Origin of the sequence: Winogradskyella litoriviva (genome assembly GCF_013249065.1) — a bacterium.
In the GTDB taxonomy this organism is placed as follows: Bacteria; Bacteroidota; Bacteroidia; order Flavobacteriales; family Flavobacteriaceae; genus Winogradskyella; species Winogradskyella litoriviva.
In genome coordinates this window covers 218,508-235,720 of sequence record NZ_JABRWQ010000006.1, presented here as the reverse complement: position 1 = coordinate 235,720, position 17,213 = coordinate 218,508, and the positions used below count along the sequence as shown (strand labels likewise).

The window sequence follows — 17,213 nt, the reverse complement described above, 5'->3', positions numbered from 1 at the left end:
AGTTTAAGGTTACTTATTAAAAACAAAAAACCCAGAACGCTAATTCTGGGTTTGTAAAAATATAATGAGTATTAAAGGCCTTTAAACCATTCTTGAAATTGATTTCCAAGAAGAAAAACAGGTTTCTTTTCGCCACTTAGTGAGCCAATTAAGCTCATAATCCACATTGCTAAAGGCAGAAGCCATGCTATTAAGTTTATTAAAGGGATTAGACCTAATATAAAACCTAATATAAATATACCGAGATACTGTCTAATATAAAAGGAACCATACTCGGTTTTATTACTGCTGTTCATTATAAGTGCAATAATCCATCCAATAGGAGTAAGGTGCGCTATTATAGCTACATTTTTGCCATCACTTAATACTTCTTTGGCACTATCAGCAAAGTCACTAGCTGCATTTTTAGCATCATCAGCAAATTCTTTAGCATCTTCTGCTAGTTCACTAGTCTTTTGGCTAATTTTTTCACCAGCTTTTTTTGCACCTTCTTTAGCGTCACCTATCATATCATCTAGGTCGTCACTTAAGTTTTTGTTATCGTCTGACATCGTTTAAATTGTTTTGGTTAGATTATAAAGTTAACAATTTTGCATTAACAGTCTTTATTTCTTTCCAAATAACTTTTGAAAGAAGCCTTTTGTTTTTTCTTTAGCTTCCGTGTAAGTCTCTTTAGCATCTTCTGCTAAATCCTCTAGTTTATCTTCTGCTACATCAGCAAATTTTGAAGCTTTTTCTTTTGCTTCATCAGCAAATTCACTTAATTTTTCACCAGCTTCTCCAGCTAATTCTTGTGCCTTTTCTTTTGCTTCAGAATAGGTTTCCTTGGCATCGTCAGCTAAATCAGAGGCCTTAGCTTTTGCTGTATCTGCAAACTCACCAATTTTCTCACTAGCTTCTTCTGCAATTTCTTTAGCCTTTTCTTTTGCTTCCGTATAAGTTTCTTTAGCATCTTCTGCTAAATCAGAAGCTTTGTCTTTTGCTGCATCAGAAAGGTCATGCAATTTTTCGCCGGCTTCATCGGCGAATTCTGTAGCTTTATCTTTTGCACTACTTAATGCCTCTTTAGCATCATTTGCTAATTCGCTGGCTTTTGCACTCATTTTATCAGTTGTGTTTTCAACACCATCGTTGGTATTATCTAACATATCTTCATTTAAACCTTTAGTATCTTCTGACATCTTTTTTAAATTTTGTTTAAGCGGTAAAGTTAAAAAAAAATTAGGTTGCTAAAACTATTGAAGAATTATGTGTTAAATATTAACTAAATAGCATAATACCACCTCCAATAGCAGTAACTATTAAAATAAACCGTCTGTAGTTATTATTAGAAATAAAAGTTACAATGTATGCACCTAAAAAGAAACCTATAATTACTGCCGGAATTAATACAGAATTTAAAACTAAAGAATCTATAGAAACTGTTTTCCATATAAAAATATGAAAAGGAAGTTTAAAAATATTAATTATAAAAAACAGCCATGCAGCAGTTCCAATAAATTCATTTTTAGGAAATCGCATGGTTAAAAAATAAATGTTAGAAACAGGACCAGCTAAATTGCCTATCATAGTTGTAAAACCGGCTAAAAATCCCATACCATAAGAAAACAATTTATTGCTTGGAGGTTTTGAAGATTTTATACGTTCTATAAACAACATAATTATGACAGAAATAATAATTATAAATGCCATTAGTTTTTTAAAGACATATGCAGAGATGTCATTTCCAACCCAAACACCAACTAAAACGCCAATAATCATCCATGGGATTAGTTTTTTTATAATTCCCCAATCTGCATGTCTATTATAATAAATAACAGCTAAAATATCTGCAAAAATTAACATAGGGAGTAATACACCTGTAGATGCTTTTTCACCAAATACAAAGGCAAGTATTACAACAATAATAATACCTATACCTTTAATGCCAGATTTAGATAGGCCTAATAAAAAAACAGCAAAACTAATGGCAATCCACTGTAGTGCTGTTAAATTATAAGATTCTAGAATTTGTAAATAGGTCAATAGGAAATAATTAAGATTATAAAAAGGCTTTATCTACAGGTTCCCAAAGTTCAATTTTGTTTCCTTCATTATCTAAAATCCAACCAAATTTTCCATAATCATATTCTTCCATTTCACCAACAATTGTAACACCTTCTTCTTTTAAAGTCTCTAATAATTCTTTTAGATTCTCTACTCTGTAATTAAACATAAAGTCTTTTTTAGAAGGCTCAATATATTTGGTATCTTCTGCAAAAGGGCTCCATTGCGTAGAGCAATCTTTTCCTTCTTTGTCTTTCCACCAAAATGTGCAACCATAATCATCTGTGTTAAAACCTAGATGTTTTTTGTACCAGTCTTTTGCTGCTTTAGGGTCTTTTGTTTTAAAAAATAATCCACCAATGCCTGTAACTCTTTTTTTCATCGAAAAATTGTTTTCGTTCCCTTGAAAAAGGGAATCTAGTTAAACTCAATACCTACAAGGTTTTTGAAACTTTGCAGGCAACATTATTTTTTTATTGCCTTTTCGTAAATTTCTATCCATTCTTCAACAGACATTTTTCCTAAAAGCTGTTCAATTAAATCATAAGGAATGTCCTCCATTTTTTTAAACCTAACACAACTTTTTCCCATGTCTAATTTGTATTTACAATGTTTTGGATATTCTTCTACAAACCAATCGTATAATTCCTTTTTAGCATACATGCCAGAATGATACAACGCAATAAAGTTTTTTTGAGATGCTAAATTTATAAATGGTAAAGGCGGAAATGGTTTACAATGATAACCATCTGGATAAATTGATTTTGGGACATAATAGCCAAGCATACCATAACTCATGCCTGCTTCTAAGCCTTTAGGCATGTGCTTTTTTATGAGTGCGTCTAGTTTTGTTATTGGAGCTTTGCGTTCTTCTGGTAATTGCGCAATATATTCTTCTGGATTAGTGGCTTTTGATGTCATTTTCTGCTGGTTTTATGATGCTACAAGTTAGCAAAATTTAGCTTTTATTTTATCAACTATAGTTTGTGCGAGCTTAATATTACTTTCAATGGTCCAACCTGCTACATGCGGAGACAATAAAACTTGTTCTGAATTTATTAAATATTGAAACGCTTTAGGCATATTATCTGAAGTAAATAAGTTTTCAAAAGAGGATTTCTCGTATTCTAAAACATCGAGTCCTGCTCCTAAAATTTTACCAGATTTTAATGCTGACACTAAATCTTTAGTCACCACCGATTTTCCACGCGCTGTATTAATTAACCAAAATGGTTTTTGAAACCCGTTTATAAATTCTGAATCCACCATATTTATGGTTAACTCGGTTTGTGGTGTATGTAAACTTAGCACATCTGCTTTTTCTTTTAATATTTCTAAAGACACTTGTTTAGCATTAGCATCTTCAACATTGTCTTTTAAATCGTGACATAATACTTCTACATCAAAGCCTCTTAGTTTTTTTGCGAATGCTTTTCCCATGTTGCCATAGCCAATAAGCCCAACGGTTTTGCCATCTAATTCTATACCTCTATTTTCTTCTCGTAACCATTTGCCTTGTCTTACTTCGTTGTCAGCTTTGTTCAGTTTATTAAAAAGTGAGAGTAACATTCCTAAAGCATGTTCGCCAACCGCATTGCGGTTACCTTCTGGTGCAGAAATGAGATGAATGCCTTTTTCTAAGGCATAATCGCAATCTATATTTTCTAAGCCAGCACCAACACGTCCTATAAATTTTAGGTTTTTTGCTGCATCTAAGAAGTGTTGGTCTATAGAGAAACGGCTTCGAATTATAAAACCATCGTAATCTGCAATTTTGGTTTCAATTTCGGCTTTAGTAGATGTGTAATCTGTGTGATTTGTAAATCCTAAATCGTTAAGCTGATTTAAGAGCAGTGGATGGTTAGAATCTAGGTGTAATATTTTCATCAATCAATTGTAACTTAAAATAGTCCTTTAATTTAATGCTTAAAAATAAGGAAGACTTTTTAATTGATGTAACCCTTTTAATTTTAAAAGCCAATAATTAACCCAGATAAGACAAAGAATAAATAAATACCTAAAATATCATTGCTTGTTGTGATAAAAGGACCAGTTGCAATCGCTGGATCTATACCTCTTTTATCTAAGATAATTGGTACAAATGTGCCAACTAAGGCAGCAACAACAATTACAGACATCATAGATACTGCAATAGCCAAACTTTCTGTTGGGTTTTGATTAATTAAAAAGCCAAACAGAATTACTAATAATGCTAAAGCAAAACCATTAATTAGGCTTAAACCAATTTCTTTTAAAAGTCTATTTCCTATACTTCCTTTTACATTGTCATTGGCAATACCTTGTACAATAATTGCACTAGATTGTACTCCAACATTACCAGCCATTGCTGCAATTAATGGCGTGTAAAAAAATAGAGAAGGTACGGTCTCCATAACCTCCTCAAAACCTTTCATAATAAAAACACTACCTAAACCTCCAAAAAGGCCCAAAACTAGCCAAGGCAAACGTGCTTTGGTTAATTCCCAAACGCTATCATCTGCTTCTACATCTTGGGTAATACCAGCTGCTAATTGGTAATCTTTATCTGCTTCTTCTTTTAAAACATCTACAATATCATCAATGGTAATTCTACCTAATAAAATTTGGTTGTCATCTACTACAGGTATGGCTTCCAAATCGTATTTAGACATTACTTTGGCAACATCTTCAACATCATCATTAACATTTACCCAGTCTACATTATCTTTGGCAATGTCTGCAATTTTAATATCACTTTTAGAAATGATTAAATCTTTTAGAGATAGTCTTCCAATGAGCTTATCTTGCTTGTCTACAACGTAAACGGAATGTACTCTTGTAACGTCTTTAGCTTGTCCTCTTATTCTACGAAGACAACCGGCAACGGTCCAAGTTTCATAAACTTTAACTAACTCTTTAGCCATTAATCCACCAGCTGTATCTTCATCATAGGCTAAAAGTTCTTGAATCTCATCTCTATGTCCATGGTCTTCTATGTAAGAGATAACTTCAGCTTGCCTTTCTTCAGGAAGTTCAGCAATCATATCTGCGGCATCATCAGTATCTAGTTCTTCAACCTCTTCTGCGATTTCTTTTGTAGATAGATTTTTTAGTATTTTTTCTCTTATGTCCTCATCAAGTTCCATTAGGATATCTGAGGTCGTTTCTGAGTCAAGAAGTTTTATAACATAAACAGCATCTTCAAGATCTAAATCATCTAAAATTTCAGCAATATCAGCATGGTGATACTCATTTAGAAGGGCTTTTAAGTCTTTATCGTTTTGGTCTTCGATAAGAACTTCTACCATTTCAATGAGCTCATCAGTGAGTTGAAATTGTATGTTTTCTTGGATGTCTTCCACTCTTTTGTTTAGAGTTTAATTACTGTCATTTTCTATTAGCGAAGTCAGCTCAATAAATTGTAAAACGCTTAATTGTTCTGGTCGCTGTCCAAATATAGTATTTGCTTTTAAATTATCCGATAGATTAAATGTTTTTAAACTGTTACGTAATGTTTTTCTACGTTGTTGAAACCCTGTTTTTACTACTTTAAAGAATAATTTTTCGTCACAAGGCAGTGTGAAGTTTTCTTTTCGTTTTAATAATAATACACCAGAATCTACTTTAGGTGGCGGATTAAAAACGGTTGGTGGTACTGTAAATAAATATTCAGCGTTGTAAAAAGCTTGGGTTAATACTGATAATATCCCATAGACTTTAGAACCTTCTTTAGAACAAATACGCATGGCTACTTCTTTTTGAAACATGCCCGAAAACTCAGGTATCTGATGTCTTAATTCTAAAGTTTTAAATAAAATTTGAGATGATATATTATAGGGAAAGTTACCAATGATAGCAAAAGGTTTGTCTTTAAAAACGAGATTTAAATCGTATTTTAAAAAATCTTGTTCTATAATTCTATTAGCAAGATTGAGGTAATTATTTTTTAAGTAATCTACTGATTCCGTATCTATTTCTATGACGTGTGTTGTGGTGTCTTTTTTAAGAAGGTATTTGGTTAAAACACCCATTCCAGGACCAATTTCTAACACATCATTGTAGCCTTCTAATGATAAACTATCTGCAATATCTTTAGCAATAGATTCGTCTTCTAAGAAATGCTGTCCTAGATGTTTTTTTGCTTTAACTGTCATGATAATTTTATTTTTTAGCGAAGACGCAAATGCGTAAAGCTGATGTTTTGTAAAGATACGTTGATGATTGTTGACTTTAGCAGAGTTATAGGCTAAATTGAAACTAATTATAATTTACAACATATTCATCTACAACCTGAAGTTCTGTTCTAAACGATAATACTTTATCTGCAAAACGTTTTAATCCTTCTTGTTTTAATCGGTCTGCATGTTCTGCATAATAACTATCTAAGGCTTCTCTAGAATGTGCCCTATATTGCACCGAATAAGTTTCTGATTCGTCATCTTCCACCAACACTTTAGTTAATTTAGCTTCTTTAAATTTACCTGTTGCTAATACTTGTGGAATGTGTTCTTTTATCCACTCTAACCATTCGTTGTGGACACTTTTATCTATGTTTAGGGTAACGTTGTAAATTATCATTATCTTAGAATAAGCTGCAAAAATATGAATTTTGAAGTTAATGATTTGTTTTGTCTTGGAATGTTAAAAAACTAATAAGACTAATTAATTATGTGTAGTGCTAATTTATTTTCTGCAAACATTTTTTACATAGACCAAAGCCTGCTTTATCTACGGTTTTGATAGTTTCAACGGCATCTTGCATTACACAATTTTCTGAAGGACAATGGTTGAGACCTAAATTATGTCCTATTTCATGAACCGAAATTTTACGTAATCGATTTTTATATGTTTCTGACTTAGTATTTTTTAATCTAAATGTTGATATAATACAACTTTGTCCTGGTCTATATCCTAATCCAAAAATTCCCCAATCAGAATATTTATTTTCGGGCTTTTTTATATCTCCATTAGAGTCTCTTTTGGTTATTGAAATATCTTTTGATGTTACACCCAAAATATAATCAATAGAGTCTGGTTTGATTTTTATTAAATGTATTAAGAGTGAATCTGCCCTATATCTTGGACTTTTTATATTTACAAAAGCAGTATTCGGAATTTCTTTATTATTTAAAACAACGACGTTACAATTGTATGTTTTAGTTAAATTTTTGGTAATAACACTTATTGAGTTTTGGTCAATATTTCCAAATGGTTGAATGCCTATTAGTTTTGGTTTTGTTGAACACGAAAAACAAAATAGTAGAAAAATGAAAAATAATATTGGTTTATTCATTTTTAGAAGCCTTTTTAGCTTGCTTATTTTTTTAGTAAACTTGTAACTAAAGCAGAGATTAATTGATACTATCTCCTCTTAGCATCCTAAATTTTCGTCTTGCTTCTATATAATAGATGCTATCTTGATGTTCAAATATTATTTTTTCGTAATGAGATTTGGCTTCATCGGGATTTTCTAAATGAGAATTATATAATTCTGCTAAATAATATAGCGCATCATCTGCCAAAATACCATCTCTATAATTTTTGATGATTTCTTGGTAGTTGGCTTTGGCCTTAACGTATTGTTTTTTCTTCTCGTAAAGTTTTGCTTGCTGGTAAAGCGTTTGTGCAATAATGTTTTCGCCTTTATGTTCTTTTAAGATTTTATCTAAAAGTAATATGGCATCATCGGTTTTGTTTTGAAAAGCAAATAAATCTGCTTTGGCATATAATTTTAGAGAGGTTTGTAATGAGTCTTCAAATTTATTGTCAGAAATTAATAATTTTAAGTCTAGCGCATCATTAGCAATTAATTGTGATGTAGATGATTTTAAGATTTTTAATTGCGATTCTGCCCAATCGAAATCGCCTTTATAATAACTAGTTTTTGCGACTTTGAATCTTGCTTCTTGGGCAATGGTACTATTTTTTAATTCAGCTTGAATTTGAGAATAAAAAATTAAAGCTTCATTGAACTTTTCTTGAAGCACTAAAATATCTGCTAATAGTAGTTTTATTTTTGCTTTTCTGTAATAATCAGCATTTAATTTTAAGCTTTCTTTTAAGAACTCAGTTGCTGTTTGTGTATCTTTTTTATTAAAGGCCAAGAATTTACCGTAAGCTAATTGTAAAGGAATAGTTAGTCTTGATTTCCCAAATTCATTAAATAAGTTTTGGTAAGATTTGTCAATTTGTTCTAAGCCTTTTTTATCTGCGTTTTTGGTGTTAATTTCTAAAATATATTGATGTGCCGTTAAGGCTGTAGTTTGGTCTTGAGTAGCTTCTAAAACAAAATTTAAGATTGATTTTGCAGCTTCGTCATCGTTGTCTTTTCTTGCCATATTAGCAAGGTCAATGATGCGTGCTAAGCTTTCTGGATTACGTTTGTAAAGGGCTTTTTCTTGAATAAACGACTTATAATAGGCTTTTTCTTGTACATACAGCCAACTTAGCATTTCGTACCAATAAGGTTGAGGTTCTTGTTGAATTTGCTTAAGTAATAGACGTCTGAGGTAAATGTTGTTTTCGTTATCCTTGTTTTCTGATATAAAATCAGTAATTGCAAATTTTATATTACTCAGATAATTAGGTTTGTATTTAATGAATTCTATGTAATTCTCAAACATTTTTTCAACATCACCTAAGTCCGCATAAATACGAGCTAACTGCATGTTGTAATTTCTGTCTGGCGTTAATGTTTTACCTTTTTCGTATAAGCGGATGGCTTGATCTATAAGTGAATAGTCTTCGAATTTTTTGGCAATAGTATAGATAAAATAGGGCTTGCTATCTGCAAAATTAATAGCTTCTTCATAAAGTGAGTTTGCTTTTTCCAAGCTGTCTATTAATTGATAATTATAACCTAATGCAACGACCATGTCTGGCTCACGTCTTTTCTCTAATTGCCTGCGAATTATTTTTTCGGCTTCTGTATATTGTTCTAATTGTTGATGGATATCAATAATTTTATTATTGTAATTGTAGCTAGTAGGCTTTTCTTTTAAGAGATTTTCATAAATAATGAGTGCTTTTTTAAACTCTCCTTTTTTATAATAACTTTCTCCTTGAGCTTCGCTGTTTTGCGCAAATCCAGAATACCATCCTAAAATAAAAAGTAAAGTTATTATTTGTTTATGCATGTTTATGAAGTATAAAGACGTTTTCAAATATAACAAATGCTAAAGTGAGATATTGTAAAAGTTTATATAAAAAAAATGCCTTAACTTTTCGTTAAGGCATTTTACCAGCAAAATAAATGTGCTATTAACCAATATTTATTATAAATATGATTCAGATATTCTGTCTAGTACTGTTTTTTATTTTTTTAATGAACAGTTAAAACAGAACTTTAGATACCATTGCAATCAATGCTGCAAGTAATACAATTCGTTTTAAGTTTTTCATAAATAGGTTATTCTAATTTGGTAGCACTAATTTCTAAAAATAATTCAATTTAAACGAAGAAATACACATAAAATCGATTAAATACACTAAATTTTAACATTTATGAGTTTAGGGCATTGGATTATTAAATATTAAGAAATAATATCAAAACCAGTATAAGGTACCAATACATCGGGTATTTTAATACCATCTTCTGTTTGATAATTTTCTAAAATACCAGCTAAAATTCTTGGTAGAGCCAAAGCACTTCCGTTAAGTGTATGGCACAATTCATTTTTGCCTTCGTTGTTTTTAAAGCGCAATTTTAATCGATTGGCTTGGAAGGTTTCAAAATTAGAAACAGAAGACACCTCTAACCAACGGTCTTGTGCTGTAGAAAATACTTCAAAATCATAAGTTAATGCAGAAGTAAAACCTAAATCGCCACCACATAATCTTAATATTCTATAAGGTAATTTTAAATCTTTCAAAATTCCTTTTACATGGTTTACCATACCGTCTAAAGCTTTATAAGAATTATCGGGATGTTCAACACGTAATATTTCTACTTTATCAAATTGATGTAAACGGTTAAGACCTCTTACGTGTGCGCCATAACTTCCTGCTTCGCGTCTAAAGCAAGGTGTGTAACCTGTAATGCTAATAGGCAAGTCTGCATCGTTTAACAGCGTGTCTCTAAAAATATTAGTTGCAGGAACTTCTGCTGTTGGTATTAAGTACAAATTATCTAAAGTTACATGATACATTTGCCCTTCTTTATCTGGTAACTGACCTGTACCAAAACCTGAAGCTTCATTTACTAAATGTGGTACTTGATATTCTGTATAACCAGCTTCTGTGTTTTTGTCTAGAAAATAAGCGATAAGTGCACGTTGTAATCTTGCTCCTTTACCAATGTAAACCGGAAAACCAGCACCAGTAATTTTATTTCCTAATTCAAAATCAATAATGTTGTACTTTTTTGCAAGTTCCCAGTGTGGCAATGCACCATCATATAGTTTAGGAATATCACCTTCTCTAAAAGTTTCTTCGTTATCCTCGTCTGTGTTTCCTGCTGGTACAATTGGGTTTGGTACATTAGGGATTTTGTATAACAACTCAGATAATGCTTCTACCTTATCATTAAGTTCTTGCTCAAAATTCTTTGTAGTTTCTTTTAATTGTGTTGTTTTTTCTTTTAAAAGATTTGCTTTTTGTACATCACCAGATTTAAATAAATTTCCAATTTCTTTAGACAAAGCGTTGGATTCTGCTTTTGTATTGTCTAGAGAAGTCTGGAGTGCTTTGCGCTCTTCATCAAATGTTATTGCATCGTTAATCATCTCTGTAGCATCAATATTTCGTTTAGCTAAACGCTTTATGATGTCTTCTTTATTCTCTTTAATAAAAGCAACTTGTAACATATCTTTTAATTTAGGTTTTGCCAATTTAGCTTAGTAAAAGCAAGACACAAAAGTAAAAATAAAATGAGCAGATAAAAATTAAATTATAGCTATTTTGATGCTAGAATAAACACATGTAAGCAATTGTGTTTTTTTGCGGAGAATGTAGCCTAAAAATGACTTAGTTTTGATTTGAAGGTAAGAGCCAATTATGATGTTTAAAATGATGCCATTTCTCATTAGCGATATCAACATCTGGGTCTATAAGTTGTTTTGCAGGCTTACCATTGACGCTCACAAATGTTTTAACATATACTTTTATTGATATACCTTTTTCAGAAAATTTTTGTTTAAGATGTTGTGCAAATTGCCAAATAATATCTGGTTTTGTTTTAGCCCCTCGTTGTTGCTTTTTTGTTAAGTAATCGTTTAATTTTATAGGAATTTTAGCATTAGTCTCAGCGTTAATAATAGAATATGTTGTTCTTCCGCTTTTTGCTCTTAACATCATTCGCCAAGATAAACGATGGCCTTCTTCGGTCCATAAAACATTGTCTTCAATAAAATGATGTCTTAAAGGCAATGCAATTTGAATTAAAAAATAGATTGAAAATAATGTGATTAAAATAGGTGCGTATTTTGGGGTATTTACCTCTTCTGCATTATACAAAGGTTTCTTTTTTAAAAATAAATTACGAATGGTTTTAGGTTGAAAAAAGAATAAACTAAATGCCAAAGACATGTATGGAAAAATACCTATTTGAAATATAAATGAATTAAACAAATGAAAGAAAATAGAAGCGAAAAAAGCGTATTTTCTGGTGGGTTTAAAAAGTAATAACGGAATAATTAAACCATCAAACAAAATACCACCATATGCTAAGATATAATGTATGGATTTCTGCTGTAGAAGTTCGCCAACAACAGGATAACTAGCTTTTCCTTTCATTAGTATTGCAATTACAGAAGTATCTAACCAATCTGGATATAATTTAGCGATAGAAGCATACGTGTAAAGGATAAATAATTGAAGCACAAAAACCCATTTGCACCAACTAGGCATGGAAATAGTTTTGAGTTTAGGTTTTAGTTTTACATCTATTGAAGCATAACGATTTGCTGGCATAATTACCATTATAAAGCTCAACAGAACTAATAAATAATAGTGATTGTTATATGATGATTTTTGCATGAGGTAAGTGGCTGTCCACATTAAGGCAAACATCAGCATGCTAAATCTGTATTTAAAACCAAGCATTATAAAGAGTCCAAAAATTCCCATAACAATATAATAGATATACATCCATTGTCCTGGTAATGGTTGTAACCATTCAAACCCAATAAAAGAAAATGTAAACTCTGGGTCTATTAAAGTGCGTTTTACCCAACCTGTAAAAATGGCACCTACGGCTTCTAGAAAACAAAGTAAACCAAAGATAATTCTAAAAACTATGAGACCAGAATTGTCAATATGTTTAAATAAGAACTTACGCATTTAAGGTCTTTATGTAAGTTGTAGCGTTTTCCATATCTTTATTTAATTGAATTTTTAAAGCATTTAGATTTTGAAATTTTTCTTCACTTCTTAACCGTTTTAGAAATTCAATTTTTAACTCAGCATTATAGATGTCTTGGTTGAAGTTGAAAAAGTGAACCTCAATAGATTGGTTTTTACCATCAACTGTTGGATTAGTGCCTACATTCATCATACCGAAAATTGTTTTGTCTTTAAACTTAGATTTTACCACATAAACACCATTACTAGGTATTAGTTTGTAAGTTGCGGTGACACTAATGTTGGCGGTTGGAAAATTAATAGTTCTTCCTAGTTCTTTCCCTTTAATTACTGTACCTGTAATAAAAAAATTATAGCCCAAATACGAATTTGCTAATGCAACCTGTCCTTCATTTAAAGCTGTTCTAATTTTTGTAGAACTTACAGTTACGTTCTCAATATCTTGTGCAGAAATTTCTTCGACATTGAAATTATAAATTTTTGCAAAGGCTTTTAAATCATTGATATTTGCGCTTCTGTTTTTACCAAAATGGTGGTCGTAGCCTATAACTATTTGTTTGGTATTTAGTTCATCTACTAAAATTTGTTTTACATAATTTTTAGCAGAAAGGTTAGCGAAATCTTTGGTGAATTTTTTAACAATCACTTCTTTAATACCTATTGCTTTTAATAAATCTATACGTTCTTCAATAGTATTGAGTAACTTAATTGTATCATCTTTTTGTAATACCATTCTAGGATGTGGAAACAAGGTGAGTACTACAGGAATGTAGCCTTTTGCTTCTGCAAGTTGCACCACTTGTTTTAATATCTTTTGATGTCCAATATGAACGCCATCAAAGGTGCCAATAGTTGTTACTTTTGCTAATTTTGAATTCAAATTTTTAAATAAGTATTATTAAAAATGGAATAAAGACGTTTTACAAACGAAGCTACATTTTATTTTCCATTAAATTGGTTCATAGTATTATTAACACCTGCTAAAGCAAAAGATTTAATGAGCTCTGCAGAAATTTTTAGACGTTCTTTTAATTTCGATTTTTCATCATCATTCCATTCGCCTAAAACATAATCTACTTGTCTGCCTTTACTAAATTCATCACTGATACCAAACCTAAATCGGTTGTATTTAACAGTTTGTAGTTTGTCTTGTGTATCTTTTAAACCGTTATGTCCTCCATCACTACCTTTGGTTTTAAGGCGAAGCGATCCAAATGGAAGGTTTAAATCATCGGTTACCACCAGTAAGTTTTCTAAAGGGATTTTCTCCTTTTCTAACCAATATTTAATAGCTTTTCCACTTAAATTCATATAAGTGCTTGGTTTTAAAAGTATAAGTGTTCTTCCTTTTATTTTTAATGTGGCAATATCTCCAAGCTTAGCAGTTTCAAAAACGACATCATTAGACTCAGCTAAAAAGTCAAGAATTTTAAACCCTATGTTGTGCCTGGTATTGGTGTATTTGTCTCCTATATTTCCTAAGCCAACAATTAAGAATTTTTTCATTTTTTCTTCTTCAGTTAATTCTATTTTATTTCTAAAACCGAACCATTTTTTTAAAAACTTACACATGGTGTATTTCTCGTTTGTGTAAAAATAAAAAAAGCATCCTATAAATAGAATGCTTTTTTAATATTTGAAATAGGTTTTATCTATTCTTGAGCTGCAGCATCATCTCCTTGTTCAGTTGCTGGTACATCTCCGTCTTCTTCTTCATCTTCATCGTCAGCATCTACAACTGCTAATCTACTACGTCTTACTTGACATACTACAGTGTTGTCTGGATGTAATAATGAATAATCTTCATGTTTTAACTCCGTAATGTAAAGTTTGCTTCCAATTTTTAAAGGTGTAATATCTACCTCTATAAAATCTGGTAATTTAGATGGAATTGCTTTTACTCTAAGTTTACGATATGGCATTCTTAAGTTACCACCATTCATAACACCTTTAGAAGATCCTACAGTGTGTACAGGAATTTCCATTGTAATCGCTTTATTATCGAAAATTTGGTAAAAATCGATATGCGTAATTCTATCTGTAACAGGGTGAAATTGAATATCTTGCATAATAGCATTATACTTCTCACCATTATCTAAGACAATCACAACTGTATGCGCGTTAGCCGTATATACAAGTTTTGAGAATGCCAGTTCTGGTGCTGAGAAATGCAATGGCTTGTCTCCTCCGTATAAAACGCAAGGAACCTGACCAGCATTACGTAAGGCTTTTGTTGCTTTTTTGCCTACGCTTTCTCTTTGAGATCCGTTGATTGTAATTGATTTCATTTTTTTAAAATGTTAATTATTAAATATAAATTCCTCATTTTGAGGGCTGCAAATTTAGACATATTATATGAAAATACTAGTGTTTAGCACTATTTTTTAATAAGCTCTTGTTTTATCTAGTATAAAGGCAAGTTTTCTGACTCTAAATTTATTAAAAAGTATAACATACTTCTTATGTTTATAAAGCAAACGAGTTACGTGTAAAGATATGAATGTGAAAGAGTTATTTTTTTGTACTAACTACATTATAAATTTATTACTTATAGATTCGTTGTGATGCACATGGTGCATTACTTCTGCGAATAAATTAGCACAACTTAAAACTCTTAATTTTTTACTTTTTCCTTTAAGTGGAATTGAGTCCGTTACAATTAATTCTTCAAGTTTAGAATTTTCTAGTTTATCATACGCTGAACCAGATAATATAGGATGTGTACAAATTGCTCTTACACTAAGTGCTCCACGTTCCATCATTAGATCTGCTGCTTTAGTTAATGTACCTGCCGTATCTACCATGTCATCTACTAAAACCACATTTTTACCAGTAACGTCGCCAATAAGTTCCATGTGCGAAATTACATTAGCCTTAGCGCGTTGTTTATAACATATTACGACATCACTTTCTAGAGCTTTAGAATAGGCATAAGCACGTTTTGATCCACCCATATCTGGAGAAGCAATAGTTAAGTTGTCTAAGTTTAAATTTTTTAAGTACGGTAAAAATATGGTAGAGGCAAAAAGGTGATCTACTGGCTTTTCAAAAAATCCTTGAATTTGATCAGCGTGCAAATCCATAGTAATTATTCGTGTTGCTCCAGCAGCTTCTAACATTTTGGCAACTAATTTTGCTGCAATAGGAACTCTAGGTTTATCTTTTCTATCTTGTCTGGCCCAACCAAAATAAGGCATAACAGCAGTTATGTGTCTGGCTGAAGCGCGCTTCGCTGCATCAATCATCAATAACATTTCCATTAAATTCTCTGGACCAGGATTTGTAGATCCAATTATAAAAATACGTGTCCCTCTAATAGATTCTTCATAAGAAGGTTGAAACTCACCGTCGCTGTAGGTAGATGTAATTACGTTTCCTAATTTTACGCCATAGGCTTCAGCTATCTGTAGAGCAAGAGACCTACTTTGTGTACAAGTAAATATTTTAGCTTCCTTAATTTGGTACATCATTTTTTGACAGTTGTTTGGTTGAATTTTATTATAATCTATAATTCGATTCAAATTTAGAAAAATATTTTACGATCATAAGTGTAAATGAGACTAATTTTGATTGATTGCGAGAAATATTTTTCTATTTTTGCAGTCTAAAATTTTGCTCAAGTGGCGGAATTGGTAGACGCGCTGGATTCAAAATCCAGTGACTTCGGTCGTGTGGGTTCGATTCCCACCTTGAGTACTATTAAACCTTCAACCTTTATTGGTTGGAGGTTTTTTATTTTTTTTAATCTTTATTTAGGCAATTAATAACTATTTCCTTGCGCTCAAAATCATTTCTGATTTCAATCTCAATAAATTTACCTTAATTATTTTGTAAGAGTATTTGTACTATTATCTTTTTTATATACAGAATTAACTTAATTCATGCCATAAGAACAGAAAATTATTTTATTTTTGGTTAACCAAATTGGTTAACCAATTTTGATTCAAGTGTAAAATGAGAATAAGAGTAACTTTATTATCTATCTTTTTGATACTTTTCTTTGTAGAATGTTCTAGTAACGATAATTCTAGAGAATTTGAGCCATTTACAGATGATGGTGAAATTATAAATGATGATGAAATACCTGTACCAGAAAATTATGCAGATATAGACTTTTCTAATTGGAAAGTAACTTTACCAGTTGATGAAAACAATAATGGAAGCCCTGATGAATACCAACCTTTAGAATTGGTAAATGGAGGTTATAGAACAAATGCTTCAATTCAACCTTATATGTACGATGATGTTTCAGATTCATCAATTGAATTTTATACGCTTCCAGGAGTTTCAACAACAAATAGTACTTATTCTAGAACAGAATTAAGAGAATTGATAAACCCATCTAACGCCAGAGAAAATTGGAGTTTAGAAGAAGGTGGAACGATGACAGGAAGGTTAAAAGTTGTAGATGTCTCAGAAGATAATGAAAGTAGTAGACAATATCATACTACAATTGTTATGCAGATTCATGGTATTATTTCTATAGAAGATATGGCAACACATGGATTTTCTTCTAATAATGGACCGCCTTTAATTAAAATGCGTTGGATTGATGGCTATATCTATGCCTATAAAAAATCATTGGTTGATGAGAGCACATCGGGTGATGATTTACTAATTAATTCTTCAGATATTTGGGTAGATGCTTCAACTAATATGGGTTATGTTGGTTTTGAAGAATTTGAATTTAGAATAACAGCATCAGCCGGAAGATTAGAGTTGCAATTAAACGATGATACACCATTGGTTTACGAAGATATAAGCATGGATAAATGGCCTTTTGAAAACTACTTTAAAGCAGGTAATTATTTAGGCTCTACAGCAGAAGGCGCATTTGCTAAAGTAAAATATTACGAACTTGAAGTTACACATTAATATTACATAATATA

The 17,213-nt window shown here is 31.3% G+C and carries 18 protein-coding genes and 1 tRNA gene; 2 read left to right on the top strand and 17 right to left on the bottom strand.

Features of this window, described 5'->3' with window-relative positions; translation table 11 throughout:
• Nucleotides 1-71: 71 nt before the first annotated feature.
• From HNV10_RS14395 to HNV10_RS14315, 17 genes are all read right to left on the bottom strand, one after another.
• On the bottom strand, nucleotides 72-551 hold the full coding sequence (locus HNV10_RS14395; protein ID WP_173302095.1) for a CsbD family protein: 480 nt from the start codon (nucleotides 549-551) through the stop codon (nucleotides 72-74).
• Nucleotides 552-605: 54 nt separating this feature from the next.
• Nucleotides 606-1,181, bottom strand: a complete 576-nt coding sequence (locus HNV10_RS14390; protein ID WP_173302094.1) for a hypothetical protein — start codon at nucleotides 1,179-1,181, stop codon at nucleotides 606-608.
• Nucleotides 1,182-1,260: 79 nt separating this feature from the next.
• The gene (locus HNV10_RS14385) at nucleotides 1,261-2,025 is read right to left on the bottom strand and encodes a sulfite exporter TauE/SafE family protein (protein WP_173302093.1); all 765 of its coding nucleotides are present in this window, start codon (nucleotides 2,023-2,025) and stop codon (nucleotides 1,261-1,263) included.
• A 16-nt stretch (nucleotides 2,026-2,041) separates the two neighbouring features.
• The gene (locus HNV10_RS14380) at nucleotides 2,042-2,428 is read right to left on the bottom strand and encodes a VOC family protein (RefSeq protein WP_173302092.1); all 387 of its coding nucleotides are present in this window, start codon (nucleotides 2,426-2,428) and stop codon (nucleotides 2,042-2,044) included.
• Nucleotides 2,429-2,511: 83 nt separating this feature from the next.
• On the bottom strand, nucleotides 2,512-2,967 hold the full coding sequence (locus tag HNV10_RS14375) for a DUF1801 domain-containing protein (RefSeq protein ID WP_173302091.1): 456 nt from the start codon (nucleotides 2,965-2,967) through the stop codon (nucleotides 2,512-2,514).
• Between the two features lie 27 nt (nucleotides 2,968-2,994).
• Nucleotides 2,995-3,933 carry a 2-hydroxyacid dehydrogenase gene (locus HNV10_RS14370; protein WP_173302090.1) on the bottom strand — a complete coding sequence of 313 codons (939 nt, stop codon included), beginning with the start codon at nucleotides 3,931-3,933 and terminating at the stop codon, nucleotides 2,995-2,997.
• An 83-nt stretch (nucleotides 3,934-4,016) separates the two neighbouring features.
• Nucleotides 4,017-5,366, bottom strand: a complete 1,350-nt coding sequence (gene mgtE, locus HNV10_RS14365) for a magnesium transporter (RefSeq protein WP_173302181.1) — start codon at nucleotides 5,364-5,366, stop codon at nucleotides 4,017-4,019.
• A 36-nt stretch (nucleotides 5,367-5,402) separates the two neighbouring features.
• The gene (rsmA, locus tag HNV10_RS14360; protein WP_173302089.1) at nucleotides 5,403-6,179 is read right to left on the bottom strand and encodes a 16S rRNA (adenine(1518)-N(6)/adenine(1519)-N(6))-dimethyltransferase RsmA; all 777 of its coding nucleotides are present in this window, start codon (nucleotides 6,177-6,179) and stop codon (nucleotides 5,403-5,405) included.
• Between the two features lie 103 nt (nucleotides 6,180-6,282).
• Complete coding sequence (locus HNV10_RS14355; protein ID WP_173302088.1) at nucleotides 6,283-6,603, bottom strand: DUF4286 family protein; 321 nt, start codon at nucleotides 6,601-6,603, stop codon at nucleotides 6,283-6,285.
• A 100-nt stretch (nucleotides 6,604-6,703) separates the two neighbouring features.
• Nucleotides 6,704-7,318: a matrixin family metalloprotease gene (locus tag HNV10_RS14350; protein ID WP_173302087.1), complete on the bottom strand. Its 615-nt coding sequence runs from the start codon at nucleotides 7,316-7,318 to the stop codon at nucleotides 6,704-6,706.
• A 58-nt stretch (nucleotides 7,319-7,376) separates the two neighbouring features.
• Complete coding sequence (locus HNV10_RS14345) at nucleotides 7,377-9,161, bottom strand: tetratricopeptide repeat protein (protein ID WP_173302086.1); 1,785 nt, start codon at nucleotides 9,159-9,161, stop codon at nucleotides 7,377-7,379.
• A gap of 396 nt (nucleotides 9,162-9,557) precedes the next feature.
• The gene (gene serS / locus HNV10_RS14340; protein WP_173302180.1) at nucleotides 9,558-10,829 is read right to left on the bottom strand and encodes a serine--tRNA ligase; all 1,272 of its coding nucleotides are present in this window, start codon (nucleotides 10,827-10,829) and stop codon (nucleotides 9,558-9,560) included.
• 160 nt (nucleotides 10,830-10,989) lie between these two features.
• Nucleotides 10,990-12,303, bottom strand: coding sequence for an HTTM domain-containing protein (locus HNV10_RS14335; RefSeq protein WP_173302085.1), 1,314 nt, complete (start codon nucleotides 12,301-12,303; stop codon nucleotides 10,990-10,992).
• Nucleotides 12,296-13,204 (bottom strand): bifunctional riboflavin kinase/FAD synthetase, encoded by a 909-nt coding sequence (locus tag HNV10_RS14330; RefSeq protein WP_173302084.1) that lies wholly within the window; start codon nucleotides 13,202-13,204, stop codon nucleotides 12,296-12,298. Before HNV10_RS14330 ends, HNV10_RS14335 begins: the two co-directional genes overlap by 8 nt.
• 59 nt (nucleotides 13,205-13,263) lie before the next feature.
• A complete protein-coding gene (gene pth, locus HNV10_RS14325) occupies nucleotides 13,264-13,896 on the bottom strand; it encodes an aminoacyl-tRNA hydrolase (RefSeq protein WP_173302083.1) in 633 nt (210 codons plus the stop codon).
• An 80-nt stretch (nucleotides 13,897-13,976) separates the two neighbouring features.
• The gene (locus HNV10_RS14320) at nucleotides 13,977-14,612 is read right to left on the bottom strand and encodes a 50S ribosomal protein L25/general stress protein Ctc (RefSeq protein ID WP_173302082.1); all 636 of its coding nucleotides are present in this window, start codon (nucleotides 14,610-14,612) and stop codon (nucleotides 13,977-13,979) included.
• 240 nt (nucleotides 14,613-14,852) lie between these two features.
• The gene (locus tag HNV10_RS14315; RefSeq protein ID WP_173302081.1) at nucleotides 14,853-15,794 is read right to left on the bottom strand and encodes a ribose-phosphate pyrophosphokinase; all 942 of its coding nucleotides are present in this window, start codon (nucleotides 15,792-15,794) and stop codon (nucleotides 14,853-14,855) included.
• Nucleotides 15,795-15,938: 144 nt separating this feature from the next.
• Between HNV10_RS14315 and HNV10_RS14310 the strand changes: the two genes are divergently transcribed.
• A tRNA-Leu gene (locus HNV10_RS14310) sits at nucleotides 15,939-16,020 on the top strand.
• 258 nt (nucleotides 16,021-16,278) lie between these two features.
• On the top strand, nucleotides 16,279-17,199 hold the full coding sequence (locus HNV10_RS14305; RefSeq protein ID WP_173302080.1) for a polysaccharide lyase family 7 protein: 921 nt from the start codon (nucleotides 16,279-16,281) through the stop codon (nucleotides 17,197-17,199).
• Nucleotides 17,200-17,213 lie beyond the last annotated feature (14 nt).